We start from the raw sequence: 17,219 nt of genomic DNA on the forward strand, positions 1-17,219 counted from the left end.
CAGGATTCAACTCCGGAGTCTCGCTTGAGCACAGCGCCGAACAACCTGCCCCGCCCCGATCCCGTCACCCTGCGCCAGGCCTGGCGCTTCTGGCTGAAACTCGGCTGCATCGGTTTCGGCGGCCCGGCCGGGCAGATCGCGATCATGCATCAAGAACTGGTCGAGCGCCGGCGCTGGATCTCTGAAAAGCGTTTTCTGCACGCGCTCAACTACTGCATGTTGCTGCCTGGCCCCGAGGCTCAGCAATTGGCGACGTACATCGGCTGGCTGCTGCATCGCACCTGGGGCGGTGTCATCGCCGGTGCGTTGTTTGTGCTGCCATCGTTGTTCATTCTGATTGGCTTGTCCTGGCTATACGTCGCTTTCGGTGATGTGCCAGCAGTAGCCGGGGTGTTTTACGGAATCAAACCGGCAATTACCGCAATTGTCCTGCACGCCGCCCATCGCATCGGTTCGCGTGCGTTGAAGAATGCCTGGCTGTGGGCGATTGCGGGGGCGTCGTTCGTGGCGATTTTCGCCTTCAATGTGCCCTTCCCCTTGATCGTCCTCGGGGCCGCGTTGATCGGCTATCTGGGCGGCCGATTCGCGCCGCAGCGGTTCAGTAACGCAGGTGCGCGCAACAGCGAGAAATCCTTCGGCCCGGCGTTGATCGATGACGATACGCCGGCCCCCGAACATGTCCGTTTCAGCCCGGCGAAGTTGCTGCGGCTGCTGTCGGTCGGCGCCGCGCTGTGGTGTTTGCCCATGGCGCTGTTGACGGTGCTATTCGGCTGGGACGGCACGTTCACGCAAATGGCCTGGTTCTTCACCAAAGCCGCGCTGCTTACCTTCGGTGGCGCCTACGCGGTGCTGCCTTACGTCTATCAGGGTGCCGTCGGGCATTATGGCTGGTTGACGCCGACGCAGATGATCGACGGTCTCGCCCTCGGTGAAACCACCCCGGGCCCGCTGATCATGGTGGTGGCGTTTGTCGGTTTCGTCGGTGCCTACGTGCAACCGGCGTTCGGGCCCGAACATGCCTTTGCCGCCGGGGCGCTGGCGGCAACGCTGGTGACCTGGTTCACCTTCCTGCCCTCGTTTCTGTTCATCCTCGCCGGTGGACCGTTGGTGGAATCGACGCACAACGAACTGAAGTTCACTGCACCGCTGACGGCAATCACCGCCGCCGTGGTCGGGGTGATTGTGAATCTGGCGTGTTTTTTCGCTTATCACGTGTTGTGGCCGAACGGTTTTTCCGGGGCGCTGGATGTGTTTTCGCTGATGTTGGCGGTTGCAGCGGCGCTGGCGCTGTTCGTTTTCAAGCGCGGCGTGATCAGCGTGTTGATCGTTTGCGCCCTCGCCGGGCTGGGCTTTCACCTGATGCGCTGAACTTTGGCCTGTGAATCTCCCGTTTACACGCCCGCGAATTCCCCCTTACTATCCGGGCACACCGGTCGGCGGGTCAGCCCGCCACCGACGTTTTCCGCCAACGGAAACACGCGTTATGAGTACGTCACCACAACAACGAAAATCGTTGAACGTCTCTACCCTGCGCGCCCTCTCCCACAGGGGCGGCGTATGAATCGTATCGTCAATCTCCCCATGGCCCTGCGCCGTTCCAAGCTGCGTCACTCCGCACGCCCGCCGGATATCGCCCGGTCTGTCTGATCGCGTCCGTTAAAGAACCGCGACAGTCCCCTACTTCTTGATATCCCTGCCAGGACACCTACGCCTTTTTGTCGCGTCGTGTCCGGCCCGAATCTGCGCGCCTGCGCGGCGCCATCGTGAGTGATTGATTATGAAATTCGCAGCCATCGAAGACGCACGCCTGTTCCTTGAACAGAACCCCGATATCGACATGATCGAGCTGTTTATCCTCGACGCCAACGGCGTGCCGCGCGGCAAGCTGTTGCACCGTGAAGAACTGCTCGCCGTGTACCAAAGCGGTCGGCCACTACCCAGCACCATCCTCGGTCTGACCGTACAGGGTGAAGACGTCGAGAACTCCGGTCTGGTCTGGGATGTCGGCGACATCGACTGCCGCGCCTATCCGCTGGAAGGCAGTCTGGTGCGCCTGCCATGGCGCAAGATTCCGACCGCCGCCGTGCAGGTCAGCATGCACCCGACCGAGGGCATGCCCGCGAGCATCGCCGACCCGCGACACTTGCTGATCAAGGTTATCGACGGGCTCAAGGCCGAGGGTTATCACCCGGTGATGGCGTGTGAACTGGAGTTCTATCTGCTCGACGCCAAACGCGATCACAACGGTCGCCCGCAACCGGCGCTGGACGCTGACGGTGGTCGACCGCGACATACGCAGGTTTATGGTTTGCGCGAGCTGGAACAGATCGAACCATTCCTCGCCGACCTCTACAGCGCCTGCAAACTGCACGGTATTCCGGCGCGCACGGCGATCTCCGAATACGCGCCGGGCCAGGTGGAAATCACCCTCGAACATGGCGACGCGCTGGAGGCGATGGATCAGGCCGTGCGCTACAAACGTCTGGTCAAAGCCATCGCCCACAAGCACGGCATGCAGGCGACCTTCATGGCCAAGCCGTTCGATGATCTGGCCGGCACCGGCATGCACATGCATGTGAGTCTGGCCGATGGCGCGGGACACAATCTATTCGCCTCCGAAGACCCGGCCGGCACCCCGCTGCTGCGCACGGCGATTGGCGGCATGCTCGCGTCCTTGCTCGACTCGTTGCTGCTGTTCTGCCCGAACGCCAACTCGTATCGACGCTTCCAGGCCAACAGTTACGCACCGCTGGCGCCGACCTGGGGTGTCGACAACCGCACCGTCAGCCTGCGCGTACCCGGTGGCCCGGCCAATACCCGACACATTGAACACCGCATCTGCGGCGCCGATGCCAACCCGTATCTGGCGGCAGCGGCGATCCTTGCCGGGATTCATCGTGGCATTCGTGAAGACCTTGATCCGGGCGCTCCGGTTGAAGGCAATGGCTATGCGCAGGCGAAGGAATTGCTGCCGACCGATTGGCTGACCTCGCTGCAGGCACTGGAGAATTCGGTGTGGGCGCGGGATGCCTTGGGGCGGGAATTTCTCGGGGTGTATCTGGCGGTGAAGCGTGCAGAGTACCGGCAGTTCATGGCGGAGGTGGGTGAGCAGGATTGGCGCTGGTATCTCACCGAGGCTTAACGATCCGACACCGAACCTGTGGGAGCGAGCTTGCTCGCGAAGGCGTCGTCACATTCAACATTTTGGGTGACTGACACATCGCTTTCGCGAGCAAGCTCGCTCCCACAGGGGACTGCACTCCGACTTCCGAACTTTGTGTGGACACTGACATGACCGAACGCTGCAATTCCTACTACACCGCCACCCTTAACCAGGACACCGACTACCCGACCCTGCAAGGCCGACACACTGTCGATGTGGTGATCATCGGCGGCGGCTTCACTGGCGTCGCCACTGCCGTCGAACTCGCCGAAAAAGGCCTGAAAGTCGCCATCGTCGAAAGCCACAAGATCGGCTGGGGCGCCACCGGCCGCAATGGCGGCCAAGTCACCAGCAGCCTTTCCGGCGATGGTGCGATGCGCAAACAGATGCGTCCGAAACTCGGCGATGACGTCGATGATTTCATCTGGCACCTGCGCTGGCGCGGACATGAAATCATCCAGCAACGCGTCGACAAGTACGGCATTCAATGCGATCTCAAACACGGCCACTTACACGCCGCGTACAAACCCAGCCACATGACCGACTTGCGCAAGGATTATGAAGAAGCCGTGCGTCGCGGATTAGGCGATGAAGTCAGCCTGCTCGACCGCAGCCAGGTGCGTGATCTGCTGCAAAGCGACCTCTACCACGGCGCAATCAAGAATACCCGCAACATGCATCTGCATCCGCTCAACCTGTGCATCGGTGAAGCGCGAGCGGCGGAAAGTCTTGGCGCGCTGATCTTCGAAAATAGCGAAGTGCTGGAGATCATTCACGGCGCTACGCCTAGCGTAAGAACCGCCCACGGCCAGATCGACGCCAAGCAGGTGATGCTCGCCGGCGACGTCTATCACAAGCTCGAACCGGGACAGCTCAAGGGCAAGATTTTCCCGGCCATGGGCGGCATCGTCACCACCGCGCCACTGGGCGATCTGGCGAAACAGATCAACCCCGAAGACCTCGCGGTGTACGACTGCCGCTTCGTCCTCGACTACTACCGCCTCACCGCCGACGGCCGTTTGTTGTTCGGCGGTGGCGCCAACTACAGCGGCAAGGATTCACGGGACATCGCCGCCGAACTGCGCCCGTGCATCGAGCAAACCTTCCCGGCGCTCAAAGGTGTGCAGATCGATTACCAGTGGAGCTGCGCGATGGGCATCGTCATCAACCGCATTCCGCAACTGGGCAAGCTCTCGGACAACGTCTGGTATTGCCAGGGCTATTCGGGGCACGGCATCGCGACGACGCACATCATGGGCGAAATCATGAGCCGCGCGATCACCGGGCAGATGGAGCAGTTCGATACGTTTGCCGCATGTCAGCACATTCGGGTGCCGATGGGGGATTTGCTCGGTAACCCGTTGCTGGCGGCGGGGATGTGGTATTACCAGATGCTCGAGCGCCTGCGCTGAAACATGTGTTGAATATACCGGCCCCTTCGCGAGCAAGCTCGCTCCCACAGTTGATCGAGTTCTATCTCAGAAACGCGTTCGAATGTGGGAGCGAGCTTGCTCGCGAAGGGGCCATCAAAACCACCGCAAAACCTCAATCCGGCAACTGCTCGACGACAATCCCCAACCGCCGATAATCCTCGACACTCCCCGACGCCACATGCCGTTCGGTAATCAGCGTATGCAGGCGCGTACAAGGCGCCACCACAAACGGCTCCACCGCTCCCAACTTGTCCGCCGAAGTCACCGCTATCACCCGCGTCGCGCCCTCCAGCATCGCCTGCTTCACCGGCACTTCATCAAAATGCAGCGAGGTAATCCCCACTTCCGGATGAATCGCACAGACGCCAGTGATCGCCAGATCCGCCCTGATCCCGGCCAACAGCCGCAGCGCCTCATGCCCACCCGCCGCCATCGTTCGCGGATTCAACTGGCCACCGGCGAGAATCACTTTCACACCCTTGAATTCCGAGAGTGCAATCGCCGTCATCGGTGAAGCGGTCACCGCCGTGATGCTGATATCTGCACGCAACGAGCGCGCCACTTGCAGCGTGGTCGAGCCGGAGTCGAACAGTACAATCTGCCCGTCCTCGATCTCCTGCGCGGCCCGTTGCGCCAAGCGAATTTTCACCTCATCCGTCTCGTCCAGCCGCGTGAAGTAGTCCTTGCCGGAGTCCTTCGGACGCGGCAGCGCCCCGCCGTGCACGCGCTGCACCAGCCCGGCGTTGTCCAGTTCCGCGAGATCGCGGCGGATGGTGTCTTCGGAGACTGCGAAGTGCTGGCTCAACTCGGAGGCCATGACCTTGCCGTCACGTTCGAGGAGCAAAAGGATTTTCTGCCGGCGCAGAGAAGGCAGTTCAGCCGCGGAATGATCATGCATGGTTATGCCTGTTTATGCTTGTAGTTGCAGGTTTTGCGAGAGTAGCGAAAGGCCCCAACAAACACAAACCGACGGGGTATCAATTGTTTCGATCATTGGAATCAACAAGGCGAATTTTTTCTTTGCTTTCAGCCTGTTCAGAATGGCCCCACTTCTAAAAGGCTCAGGATGAACACCTCATGAATCTCAATTTTGCGTTTGCGTGCATGATCGTCGTGTCGTTTGCGATTGCCCTCGGCCACGCCTGACAGCGCCTCAGACCGACACCAGCAAATGCTCGCGCAGCCATTTGTGCGCCGGATCGCGATGCGAGCGTTCACCCCAGAACATCGCCATCTCGTAACCGGGCACTTCCAGCGGTGCGTCGATTACTTGCAATGCAGGGTTGCCGCGCACCAGACGTGACGGCAGCATCGCCACCAGATCGGTGCTCGCCAACACCGACATCGCCATCAGAAAGTGCGGCACCGACAACACCACTTTGCGCATCAGCCCGACATCGGCCAACGCCCGGTCGGTCACCCCGAAAAAGCCCCCGCCTTCGCGCGACACCATCACGTGCTCCAGCGCGCAGAACTGTTCGCGGCTCGGCGCATGCATCAAATCTGGATGCCCGACTCTACCGGCGAGCATATAACGCTCGGTGAACAGCGGTCGTCGATGCAACTCCGGCGGTGCGTCTTCGCTGATGTGCAGCGCCAGATCGAAGACGCCCTGCTCGGCCTGTTTAACCAAATGCGCCGGCGTCAGATCGATCACCGCCAGACGCGTGCCCGGCGCATGCTCGCGCAAGCCGCCCAGCGCCGGCAACACCACCGTCGACTCGCCGTAATCGGTCGCGGCGATTTTCCAGGTGTGCGTCGCCAGCGCCGGGTCGAACGCACTGGCCGGCGCCACCGCCCTCTCCAACGCCTCCAACGCTTCGCGCAACGGCTCGCGCAACTCATCGGCGCGCGCCGTCGGGCGCATGCCGCGCGGCCCGGGCAACAGCAGCGGATCACCAAAGATGTCGCGCAACTTGGCCAGATGCACACTCACCGAAGGCTGCGACAGGTTCAGGCGTTGCGCCGCGCGGGTGACGTTGTGCTCCGACAGCAACACATCGAGGGTCAGCAGCAGGTTGATATCCAGCCGTCTCAAATTATTCATGGCTATACCAGACATGTTAGACATTCATTTCCAATATACCGGTTGAACGCCGATCCTGCTGTTACTCAGCTAACGGAGCTTCAACATGAACGTCTTACTCGTTTACGCCCATCCAGAACCGACCTCCCTCAACGGCTCGCTGCGCGACTTCAGCGTCCAGCGCCTGCAAGCCGCCGGTCACACCGTGCAGGTCTCCGACCTTTATGCAATGAACTGGAAAGCCACCCTCGACGCCGACGACGCCCCGCAGCGCGACGCGACGAAACCGTTCCACGCCTCCCTCGACTCGAAAGTCGCCTACGCCGAAGGCACTCAGGCTGCCGACATCGCCCGTGAGCAGGAGAAACTGCTATGGGCTGACGCGCTGATCCTGCAGTTTCCATTGTGGTGGTTCACCATGCCGGCGATTCTCAAAGGCTGGGTCGATCGGGTGTACGCCTACGGTTTTGCCTACGGTGTTGGCGAACACTCCGACATTCGTTGGGGCGAGCGTTATGGCGAAGGGAAAATGCAAGGCAAACGGGCGATGTTGATGGTCACCACTGGCGGCTGGGAGTCGCATTACGCGCCGCGCGGGATTAACGGGCCGATTGATGATTTGTTGTTTCCGATTCAACACGGGATTTTGTACTACCCCGGTTTTGAAGTAGTGCCACCGTTTGTGGTGTATCGGACGAGTCGGATGGATGCGGCGCGGTATGCCGAGACTTGTGATGAGCTGGGGCGGCGGCTGGATGAGTTGTGGAGTGCGCGGCCGATTGGGTTTCGGCAGCAGAATGGTGGGGAATATGAGATTCCTGCTTTGACCTTGAAGAGCGATATCGCGCCGGATAGCGAAGGCTTCCAAGCACACATCCGCTAGCGCCGCATTGCCCTCACCCCAGCCCTCTCCCAGAGGGAGAGGGAGCCGACCGTGTTGGATGTTCGAGTTACGCCGACCTGGTATATCGAGCCGAACTCAAATTTCGAACAGCCCACAATCGGCTCCCTTTCCCCCTCGCCCACCTGGGAGAAAGGGGACTGACCGAGTTGCTTTTTCGCGCCACACCGATCTGATATCTCGAGTTGAACTCAGCTTTTGAAAGGCATCGAGATCGGCTCCCTTCCCCCTCGCCCCCCTGGGGGAGAGGGCTGGGGTGAGGGGGATGGATCTAACTGACACGCCGCAACATGCAGGCATCAGTGGCTCCGGTCAGGCCTCTTCGCGCGCCCGCCGCACTTGCACCAACAACGCCGGCGCGAAATGCAACAACACCATCCGGCTCAAATGATGCGTCAAAATAAACACCACATTCAGCCCGCCACCAAACGCGACAATCGCAATCGTCTCAATCGCCCCCGGCATATACGCCAGCCATAGCGACAGCGGATCACTGCCCAACCAGCGTGCCGCGACTTCAGCAAACACCGCCGCGACCACGATCATCAAACCAACCGAGACCAACGCCGTGCGGCCGTGACGCGTCAGCTCCGCGAAGCCGAGACCTTGAAACCGTGAGCCGATCCGCACGCCGAGAATCAGCGCCGCCAGGTTCAGACTCCAGTCCGGCATGTGAAACCCGTGCAACCATCCCGATTTCACAAACACCGCCGTAATGATGATCGCCGTGAGCATGAACGGCGCCGGTACGCCGATCACCAGCAGCAAGCGCCCGAGCAGCACGCTCAACGCGATGACCGAAAACGCGGTCAGCGCCATGCCTGTCGTCAAAGGGTCGCCATCGGCAACCGCCACGGCTGCTGCCTGGCCGGGAATCAAGAAACTCACCAACACCGTGATCAACAGCAACCGCATCAGGTGCACGATGATGACCTTGCTTGACGCCTTTTCCGACTCGAGCAAATCGAACACTGCGGCCAGCGCACCGGGATAAACCGCCAACAGCGCATCAGTGCGATTCCAGCCTGCGCCGCGCGTCAGCCACCATCCGGCGAGCGCGATCTGCACCGTCAGGCAAATCAGCAACACGCCGAGGCTTGGCAACATGGTCGAGGCCGTCGCGCCGTCCCACGCTTCGAACATCAGTCCGGTGGCGATGCCCAGCGTGACCTGGATGTAGCCCAGTCCATAAGGAGTTGCCGGCGCGATACCAGTTTTGCTGGCAAACAAAGCGGTAACGACAATCGAGCCTAACAGCAGGCCATGCGGCACGCCTTCGAACTGCAACAGCGCGCCGAAACCGGCAGCCATCAACAAACAGAGAATGGATTTCATAGTCGCCTTCCTGGCTAATAAACTGACCCAACATCACCCAATAATGATTAGTCCCTGTGGGAGCGAGCCTGCTCGCGAAAGCGTCTTGCCAGTCGCAGATAAGTCACTGACTCGACGCCTTCGCGAGCAGGCTCGCTCCCACAGGGATTTCGTTCACATACGCAACCGTGCAATCGCGCGGCGGTATTTTTCGATTCGCTCCAGATCCTCCCAACTCGGCGAGGCAATTCGCGACAAGTCACTGTTCTCTTCCAGATCCGCCAGCTTCACCACCCGACCGATCGGGTTCTGTGCGGCGCGGTCGACGAAGTCTTCATAGGATTCGCCCGGCACTTTGGTCACCGATTCGATAGCGCTCAAAACTTCCTCGCTGAAGCCTTCCTTGCGCAAATCATCGAGGCTGACACCACAGTCCTCAACCACATCGTGCAGCACGGCGACGATGCGTTCTTCCAGCGTGCTCATCCGTAACATGACTTTCAGCGGATGCAGAATGTACGGCGCACCGCCCTTGTCGACCTGCCCGGCGTGGGCCGTGGCGGCGATGGCGATAGCGCGTTCGAGGGTCTGGGTCATGGGAGTCTCCGTGGGTTAAACGCCGTAGCGGCCGCCGACGTGGATGTTGCGTTTGAGCCAGTTGCCGATTGCCCTCAGGCGTCCGATGGGCTTCGCAGGCCCGGAATGCCGCTGAAGAATCAGCGACACCAATGTGGCCTGATCGGCTTTTGGACGGGCATCGATCAACTCGGCAACCCATGCGCAATCGGCCTTTTTCAGATGCTCGCGCCAATCGCCGGGCCAGGCGTCCAGCTCATCCAGCTCATCCAGCGCCAACCATCGCGCACCGCCCTGCTCGGCATGCCCGCCACCTATTGACTGCTCGAAACACAAAGGCGTGGCCGGCCGGGACAGGTCAATGCTGAAAATGTAGACGTCGTGGGTTTTGTGTTGCGTCGTGGGAGCGTTGTTGCGGCTACCGATGACCATCATGGTGATGCTCCATTCCTTGGGCGCTAATGTTTCTGATTGTTTCGCAGTGTACGCGACGGGAGCAAATCAAAAACCCGATGGAACCTCCCTCCTCCACAGAATCTCGAATCTGTATTAGCGCCAAATCACCGATCAGACACGGCGCCATTGAAGAGGAAACCCCGATGAACATTCGCTTCCTGCTTCTGATCGCCACCTTCGCCATCATCCCCACCTGCGTCATGGCCGAAGGCTGCGACGTCCAGACCCAATCCTCCAGCGCCTCGGTACCAGCGGTGGAAACCCACAGTTGTTATGAATACGAAGGCATGCCCGTCAACTCCATCGACTGGTCGTGCAGCAACGAAAGCAAAGACATGCTCAACAGCACAAAAACCAAGGTTGAACATTGCGCCGATCACTACCAGGCCACGTGTATCGCCACGATCACCCAGGAATCCCTGGCCAACCCGCACTCAACCAGCAAAGACAAAAACGCCAAAGCCCTAAACATCCCCGACAACGCACAAGTGACCACGTATTACTACGACGTGGAACATTTGGCGCAGGCGCGGATTGATTGTGAGAATGGCGGCGGGCATTGGAAAATGAAGTAAACGACTGATATCCATGCTTGCGACAGACAAAGAAAAGCCCGGCTCAAAAGGATCGGGCTTTTTAGTGCGCAATATCCGTTAACCACCGCCGTTACCACCACTGCTGCTACCGGACGGTTGACCCGCAGGGCTGGGTTTGGAGGCAGAAGGCACCGGCCCATTGTCGGTCTTGCCACCATCACCACCCTTGGGCAGCGAATCGGCATCCGGGTCGGCATTGGTGGCTGGAGACGCCGGTTCACGAGTCTGGCTGTTGCCGTCGTTCGCTGTCGGAGTCGGCGTTTCGCCAGCCGCGATCGCGTACAGCGAACTGCCGGACAGCAACGCCGCGAGGGTTAACACCGCGATTTTATGGTTCAGCATGGTGGCTCTTCCTTTGTGTGGGGAGTTACAGCATTGGAAGAAGGTGTGCGGCGAAGGTGCGGTGCGTCGGACGAATGGTTATCGCCCAAAAGGCTCGCGCAATTTCGACGTCTGAAAACTTCGTAGGAAAACACCCCATGTGGCGAGGGGGCTTGCTACCGTTGAGCTGCGAAGCTGATCCAAAACCGGATAGTCCGTTTCTCCCGGACATAGCGCACGCCCCGAATTACGACGGATGTGTAGTCGAGCGGGAGCAAGCTGTCTCGCCACGGGTACGGGTTTCACGTCCTACAGGTCGGTTGTGGCTGGTGAAATTGCTGCCTAGAGTGGGTCTGTCGCTGAGCAAATTCAGCACCAGGGTTTCGCAGCCCCGACGATACGTGTAGTAACCTAGCGCCCCCTAAAAACGGTGGCGGTCGCACTAGCGCCCGAAATCCGTTCAATGGTGGCTGTGTGTGGGAGATCTTCGGGTCTGCCGGGTTCCTCGTATCCTCGGTCTGCGAACCCGCACATGGCTACCACCCTTCGACTCGCAGCGAATGGCAGTAGCTTCTCTCACAGATACGAGGAAGTTTTACTTATGCCTACAGACAAACCGCTCCACCACTACGCAAAAATGTCCCACCCCGCCACCGACCACCCCGTCCTCCTCATCGACACCAGCGCTCCACTGCGCGACCTTCACGCGTGCGCCGCCGAACGACTCAACGCCGTCCTCAAATATCTCGACCTCATGGCCTGCATCCGCCTCCCCGACCATGCCGAGCATGACATCAACACCGTCACCAACATCGCCAGAATCATGGTGCAGGACGTGAGTGATGTGTTTCGGGTGATTGAGCAACGAGGTTTTGGTGTATCCGACAAAATATAACCATTGTAGAGCTAGCAAAGAGCCGGCACTTATGCCGGCTCTATTTATACGAATCACGCAAAACACTTATGTGTAGACTAAGAAAAATCCAATTTCCCTACAGGATTTATCACATAAGAAAATGTCACCTCATCACAATGATCTGATCGCTTGGCATCCTTAATATCGTGGATATGTACCAATGCATAACATCCGTGGGAATTCATCAAAGAAACAATCTGCCCCTCTGCGGGAATGAGTTCGCGACTAGCATAATCCAAAGCTGAAACATCACGCACTTCAGAGAAGTTTCCCGCCCCAAAAACCATCGCAATTTTCTCGATATCAGGCGGGTCCCTGTAAATGTAAATCGACTCACCGTCAGCCTTCGAGAACCGAAGTGTAAACCTCATATTCCCACGCCCTATTACAAATTCATGATCGTTACTATTTTGATAATCAAAGGAGATCCTATCTCTTAATCTCTCACTGGCATAACTTGGTTTCCAAGGCCAATAGGATGCAAACAGCGTTGCGCTTCCACCCACAAAAACAACAATGGGTTCCATAGGAAACTTAAAACAAAGCAATTCTGTAAAAAACCAAAGAACCGACAAAGCAAGAAACGTCAACCCCAACCAAAGCAAGGTTGTCTTTTGATTACGTTCCAAACGATACAGAGCATTATGAAACATTAAAATTTTCTCAGAAGCCAAACACAATTAAAGCCACCCACGCGCAACCCCTTAGAGTTTGTAGACACTCCAATCTCAGCGAGTAATCCTCCAATAAATATAATTAGGAAAAACAGAAACCCCGTAAGCAACAATAAGACACCCAATCACCAACGAATAATTTTGCTCAAAGAAAAAATGAAGATAAAGAACAACTCCCAGCGCGACACCCGTAATAGCCGACCCAGCTTTAGCAATCAAAAAATCCATAAGCCAGAATAGAAAAACCACTGCATACACCCACTTACCCCAAGCTTTAACATTTCTCAACTTAACATTCGAAAATTTTAAAAACACATTGCTAGCTACCAACTTACGAGACCTGACTCGACCTTTCTTATCACGACAAGCCAAGCAGTTGGATATTATCATTATAAACAAACCTGGCAGTAGGCAAAAGAAAATCCAGAATATAGCAACTCTTACATCCAAAGCTTCTTTAATGAAGAAATCATTGAGATTGCAAACCCACTGAAAAGCCGATCCCACGTTAAATCCACAGCCAATTAAAACCAAGAAAGTAAACACTACCGATGAGAAACCAGCATATAAAACTAGCGCCCTAGGAAACAAATTCATTTCAAACCTCTCCATTCGAACACGATTGAACTACCAATAAAAATATTCTTACACGAGCACAAATCGAACCTATCGATTACTAAAATTCAATCCACACCCTACACCGCCATGGAACACACCATCCTTTATCCATGCACCAGACAATAATGGCACAAAAGCATCACCCAAACACTATATTGACAAAAGGAATTATTGGAATAAAAAAACCGCATCTCTGCGGTTTCATATAAATTCATCTTCAATGAGACATCAAAGAATGCATCCCTCAAAAATTCGCCGGCGTATTCGCACTAATAATCTCCGCCTCATCCGCCCCGATATTCCGAAACTTATGCGGTAGCGTCGTCGGAAAATAATACCCATCCCCCGCATTCAACACACTCACCGACCCATCCACGGTCAACTCCACCGTGCCACGGGTGACAAGCCCACACTCCTCGCCCTCAGCATGCACAATCGGCTCTTCCCCGGAACTCGCGCCCGGTGCGTATTGCTCACGCAGCAAGCGCATCTGGCGACTTGGCACCGAGGCGCCGATGAGCAGCAGGCGCAGGCCGTGGCGGCCGAGGTCGGGTTGTTCGTTGGCGCGGAAGACGTATTGGTGTTCGCGCGGGGGTTGGTCGAAGGTGAAGAAGTCGGCCAGGGACATCGGTATGCCTTCGAGCAGCTTTTTCAGTGAGCTGACGGAGGGGCTGACGCGATTCTGTTCGATCAGGGAGATGGTGGCATTGGTCACGCCGCTACGCCGGGCCAGCTCACGCTGGGAGAGTTTGTAGCTTTCGCGTACTAGTTTGAGTCGAGAACCCGTATCCATGACTGCCTTATGTGAGAACGACTTAAGGGCGATGGGGGTGGGTGGCGGGTGACGCGCCGAGGGCGCGGATCACGTTGCTCCCGTGTCCCGGAACCGTGAAAGGCGGCTATTAAATCACGTTTGCCGGTGTTGCTCAGCAGGTTCGATGGACGGAGGGATAAAAGTCCCTCTGGCCTTGGTAATACGGACCTGTAGGAGTGAGCCTGCTCGCGATTGGGCGGCACATTCACCATTATTTTTGACTGGATAACCGCCTTCGCGAGCAAGCTCGCTCACACAGGGTTTGTGGTGTTTCTGTGGGAGGGATGGTGGCTGGGCTGGCCTCATCGCGAGCAGGCTCACTCCTACATTTTGATATTTGGTGTGTCAGGTAAAAAACCGGCGGGGTCTTGGGGCCGCCGCCGGGGAGGTAACTTAGATGCCGAAACGGTCGCGCAGCGAGTAGTAGACGGCGCCGAGGGCGGTGAGCGGCGCGGAGAACGTGCGGCCGCCGAGCATTGGCATGTGCGGCAGCGATGCGAAAGCGTCGAAACGTTCGGCGTCGCCACGGATCATTTCCGAGATCAGTTTGCCGGCCAGGTGCGAGCAGGTGACGCCGTGGCCGCTGTAGCCTTGCATGTAGTAGGCGTTTTTCTCGATGCGGCCGAATTGCGGCATGCGTGACATGGTCAGCAGGAAGTTGCCGGTCCAGCGGTAGTCGATCTTGACGTCTTTGAGCTGCGGGAAGGTCTTGAGGATCTTCGGGCGGATCAGTTGTTCGATGTCGTCCGGTTCCCGCGCGCCGTAGACCACACCGCCGCCGTACAGCAGACGGTTGTCGGCGGTGAGGCGGTAGTAATCCAGCAGATAGTTACAGTCTTCGACGCAGTAGTTGTTGGTGATCAGGCTGCGCGCCTGCTTTTCGGTCAACGGCTCGGTGACGACGATCTGCGAACCGCACGGCATGCTTTTCGCGGTCACGCGGTTGTCGAGACCTTGCGGCAGATAAGCGTTGCCGGCGATCAGCAGGTACTTGGCGCGGACCTGGCCTTTGGCGGTGCGCACGACGTTAGGCTCGCCGTATTTGATTTCTACAGCCGCTGATTGCTCGTAAATCTTGCCGCCCAAACGCGTGATCGCAGCCGCTTCACCGAGCGCCAGATTCAGCGGATGCACGTGGCCGCCCTGCATATCGAGCAGACCACCGACGTAAGCATCGGAGCCGACTTCACGACGAATATCAGCCGCGTCGAGCATCTTCAGATTGCGGTTGCCATAACGCTCCCAGCCGCGCTTCTGCTCGGCCAGACCGTTGAGTTGTTTCTTGTTCATCGCTGCGAAGATACCGCCCGGGCGGTAGTCGCATTGGATGTCGTATTCCTTGATGCGCGAACGGATGATGTCGGCGCCTTCGAAGATCATGCTGCCGAGAATTTCTGCAGTCTTGTCGCCGTAGCGCTCTTCGATCACGTCGACGTCGCGGCTGTAGGAGTTGACCAGTTGACCGCCGTTGCGACCGCTCGCGCCGTAGCCGACTTTCGCCGCTTCCAGCACCGTCACTTTGTAGCCGGCTTCGGTGAGGAACAGCGCCGAAGACAGGCCGGTGTAGCCAGCGCCGATGATGCAGACGTCGCACTCGACCGACTCTTCCAGAACCGGAAAGTCGATGACTTCATTGCGAGTGGCGGCGTAGTAGCTGTTTACGTGTTGCTGTTTCATACGTTTCTCCGAGGGCCGCCAATCAAAGGCGACCACCGCTGTAATAGAGTCAGAGCTTGATCCAGGTCGCTTTCAGCTCGGTGTACTTGTCGAACGCGTGCAGCGATTTATCGCGACCGTTGCCCGACTGCTTGAAACCACCGAACGGTGCGGTCATGTCGCCACCGTCGTACTGGTTGACCCAGACGCTGCCGGCACGCAGGCCACGGGCGAAGGTGTGCGCCTTGCTGAGGTTGCTGGTCCAGACGCCGGCGGCGAGGCCGAAGATGCTGTCGTTGGCGATCTGCAGCGCTTCTTCGGCGGTGTCGAAGGTGATCAGCGACAGCACTGGGCCAAAGATTTCTTCCTGGGCGATGGTCATCGCGTTGGTCACGCCGTCGAACAGCGCCGGTTGCACATAGAGGCCGCCGGTTTCTTCGAGGGTGCGTTGGCCGCCGGCGATCAGTTCGGCGCCCTGCTCGCGACCGATGCTGATGTAGCGCAGCACATTGTCGAGTTGACGCTGATCGACCACGGCACCGACGGTGGTCGCCGGATCGAGTGAATGACCCGGTTTCCACGCTTGCAACGCTTCCACCAACAGCGGAATGAACTGCTCGCGGATCGAACGCTCGACCAGCAAACGCGAACCAGCGGTGCAGACTTCGCCCTGATTGAAGGCAATGGCGCCGGCCGCTGCTTGTGCTGCCGCGCGCAAGTCCGGGGCGTCGGCAAACACCACATTCGGACTCTTGCCCCCGGCTTCGAGCCAGACGCGTTTCATGTTGCTTTGCCCGGCATAAATCATCAGTTGCTTGGCAATCGCCGTGGAGCCGGTGAAGGCCAGCACGTCGACGTCCATGTGCAACGCCAGCGCCTTGCCGACGGTGTGGCCGAAGCCTGGCAGCACGTTGAACACGCCTTTCGGAATGCCGGCATCCAGCGCAAGCTGAGCAATGCGGATCGCCGTCAGCGGCGATTTTTCCGAAGGCTTGAGGATGAACGAGTTGCCCGCCGCCAGGGCCGGCGCGAATTTCCAGCTGGCCATGATCAGCGGGAAGTTCCACGGCACGATCGCCGCAACGACGCCCGACGGCTCGCGAGTGACGAGGCCGAGTTGGTCGTGGGGTGTGGCGGCGACTTCGTCGTAGATCTTGTCGATGGCTTCGGCGCTCCAGCGGATCGCGTTGGCGGTCGCCGGGATGTCGATGCTCATCGAATCGCTGATCGGTTTACCCATGTCGAGGGTTTCCAGCAGCGCCAGCTCTTCCTGGTTCTGCAGGATCAGATCGGCGAAGCGAATCAGGATGCGCTTGCGCTCGGCCGGGGCTTTTTTTGCCCACACGCCGGATTCAAAAGACTGACGCGCGACTTCAACGGCGAGGTTGGCGTCGGCTTCATCGGTGCTGGCCACGGAGGCGAGGTAACGCCCGTCGACGGGGCTCAGGCATTCAAACGTGTCGCCACTGATGGCCGGGCGGTATTCACCGTTGATGAACGCGCGGGCTTCGATGGTCAGGGACTGGAAGCGTTGTTCCCAGTCGTTGCGGGTCGTTGTCATTGTTGTGGCTCGACAAGGGGGGATTGGGGGTGTCGGGTTGCTGTGTCTGGGTTGAGATGGCTGCCCTCACCCTAGCCCTCTCCCGGGGGTAGAGGGGACCGACCGAAGTGCCTTGGGATCTGCACCGACCTGAACGACCGAGTCGAATATGGATTCGGCAAAAATCGTTCAGGTCAGCGGATTGCCCGAGCATC

The 17,219-nt window shown here is 58.4% G+C and carries 17 protein-coding genes; 6 read left to right on the forward strand and 11 right to left on the reverse strand.

Features of this window, described 5'->3' with window-relative positions:
* Positions 1-24 precede the first annotated feature (24 nt).
* The 3 genes from chrA (at position 25) to CLU80_RS01340 (ending at position 4,575) form a co-directional block, all read left to right on the forward strand.
* A complete protein-coding gene (gene chrA, locus CLU80_RS01325; RefSeq protein WP_099756543.1) occupies positions 25-1,368 on the forward strand; it encodes a chromate efflux transporter in 1,344 nt (447 codons plus the stop codon).
* Positions 1,369-1,777: 409 nt separating this feature from the next.
* Entirely contained in the window at positions 1,778-3,142 is a 1,365-nt protein-coding gene (locus CLU80_RS01330; RefSeq protein ID WP_099756544.1) for a glutamine synthetase family protein, read from the forward strand.
* Between the two features lie 149 nt (positions 3,143-3,291).
* Entirely contained in the window at positions 3,292-4,575 is a 1,284-nt protein-coding gene (locus CLU80_RS01340; protein WP_099756545.1) for an NAD(P)/FAD-dependent oxidoreductase, read from the forward strand.
* Between the two features lie 133 nt (positions 4,576-4,708).
* Here CLU80_RS01340 and CLU80_RS01345 read toward each other — a convergent pair whose 3' ends face one another.
* Together CLU80_RS01345 and CLU80_RS01350 are read right to left on the reverse strand one after the other, a co-directional pair.
* Complete coding sequence (locus CLU80_RS01345) at positions 4,709-5,494, reverse strand: DeoR/GlpR family DNA-binding transcription regulator (RefSeq protein WP_099756546.1); 786 nt, start codon at positions 5,492-5,494, stop codon at positions 4,709-4,711.
* A 255-nt stretch (positions 5,495-5,749) separates the two neighbouring features.
* Positions 5,750-6,643: a LysR family transcriptional regulator gene (locus tag CLU80_RS01350; protein WP_286079689.1), complete on the reverse strand. Its 894-nt coding sequence runs from the start codon at positions 6,641-6,643 to the stop codon at positions 5,750-5,752.
* An 85-nt stretch (positions 6,644-6,728) separates the two neighbouring features.
* On the opposite strand from CLU80_RS01350, the gene CLU80_RS01355 reads away from it, so the two are divergent.
* On the forward strand, positions 6,729-7,505 hold the full coding sequence (locus tag CLU80_RS01355; protein ID WP_099756548.1) for an NAD(P)H-dependent oxidoreductase: 777 nt from the start codon (positions 6,729-6,731) through the stop codon (positions 7,503-7,505).
* Between the two features lie 330 nt (positions 7,506-7,835).
* On the opposite strand, the gene CLU80_RS01360 is transcribed toward CLU80_RS01355, so the two are convergent.
* From CLU80_RS01360 to CLU80_RS01370, 3 genes are all read right to left on the reverse strand, one after another.
* Entirely contained in the window at positions 7,836-8,858 is a 1,023-nt protein-coding gene (locus CLU80_RS01360) for an AbrB family transcriptional regulator (protein WP_099756549.1), read from the reverse strand.
* Between the two features lie 153 nt (positions 8,859-9,011).
* Positions 9,012-9,434 carry an HD domain-containing protein gene (locus CLU80_RS01365; RefSeq protein ID WP_093440765.1) on the reverse strand — a complete coding sequence of 141 codons (423 nt, stop codon included), beginning with the start codon at positions 9,432-9,434 and terminating at the stop codon, positions 9,012-9,014.
* 15 nt (positions 9,435-9,449) lie between these two features.
* On the reverse strand, positions 9,450-9,848 hold the full coding sequence (locus CLU80_RS01370) for a hypothetical protein (RefSeq protein ID WP_099756550.1): 399 nt from the start codon (positions 9,846-9,848) through the stop codon (positions 9,450-9,452).
* Between the two features lie 164 nt (positions 9,849-10,012).
* On the opposite strand from CLU80_RS01370, the gene CLU80_RS01375 reads away from it, so the two are divergent.
* On the forward strand, positions 10,013-10,444 hold the full coding sequence (locus tag CLU80_RS01375) for a hypothetical protein (protein ID WP_099756551.1): 432 nt from the start codon (positions 10,013-10,015) through the stop codon (positions 10,442-10,444).
* A gap of 78 nt (positions 10,445-10,522) precedes the next feature.
* Here the strand turns inward: CLU80_RS01375 and CLU80_RS01380 are convergent, their stop codons facing one another.
* The gene (locus CLU80_RS01380; RefSeq protein WP_095124568.1) at positions 10,523-10,807 is read right to left on the reverse strand and encodes a hypothetical protein; all 285 of its coding nucleotides are present in this window, start codon (positions 10,805-10,807) and stop codon (positions 10,523-10,525) included.
* A gap of 580 nt (positions 10,808-11,387) precedes the next feature.
* Here CLU80_RS01380 and CLU80_RS01385 point away from each other — a divergent pair.
* The gene (locus CLU80_RS01385; protein ID WP_099756552.1) at positions 11,388-11,681 is read left to right on the forward strand and encodes a fructose-bisphosphate aldolase; all 294 of its coding nucleotides are present in this window, start codon (positions 11,388-11,390) and stop codon (positions 11,679-11,681) included.
* Between the two features lie 77 nt (positions 11,682-11,758).
* Here the strand turns inward: CLU80_RS01385 and CLU80_RS01390 are convergent, their stop codons facing one another.
* The 5 genes from CLU80_RS01390 to CLU80_RS01410 form a co-directional block, all read right to left on the reverse strand.
* Positions 11,759-12,355: a hypothetical protein gene (locus CLU80_RS01390; RefSeq protein ID WP_099756553.1), complete on the reverse strand. Its 597-nt coding sequence runs from the start codon at positions 12,353-12,355 to the stop codon at positions 11,759-11,761.
* 75 nt (positions 12,356-12,430) lie between these two features.
* A complete protein-coding gene (locus CLU80_RS01395) occupies positions 12,431-12,973 on the reverse strand; it encodes a hypothetical protein (protein WP_099756554.1) in 543 nt (180 codons plus the stop codon).
* A 265-nt stretch (positions 12,974-13,238) separates the two neighbouring features.
* The gene (locus CLU80_RS01400; protein WP_007950154.1) at positions 13,239-13,787 is read right to left on the reverse strand and encodes a cupin domain-containing protein; all 549 of its coding nucleotides are present in this window, start codon (positions 13,785-13,787) and stop codon (positions 13,239-13,241) included.
* A gap of 414 nt (positions 13,788-14,201) precedes the next feature.
* Positions 14,202-15,485, reverse strand: a complete 1,284-nt coding sequence (locus tag CLU80_RS01405) for an NAD(P)/FAD-dependent oxidoreductase (protein ID WP_095124565.1) — start codon at positions 15,483-15,485, stop codon at positions 14,202-14,204.
* Positions 15,486-15,534: 49 nt separating this feature from the next.
* The gene (locus tag CLU80_RS01410; protein WP_099756555.1) at positions 15,535-17,025 is read right to left on the reverse strand and encodes an aldehyde dehydrogenase; all 1,491 of its coding nucleotides are present in this window, start codon (positions 17,023-17,025) and stop codon (positions 15,535-15,537) included.
* Between the last annotated feature and the right edge of the window lie 194 nt (positions 17,026-17,219).

Origin of the sequence: Pseudomonas sp. 29 (assembly GCF_002754355.1) — a bacterium.
GTDB lineage: Bacteria > Pseudomonadota > Gammaproteobacteria > Pseudomonadales > Pseudomonadaceae > Aquipseudomonas > Aquipseudomonas neuropathica.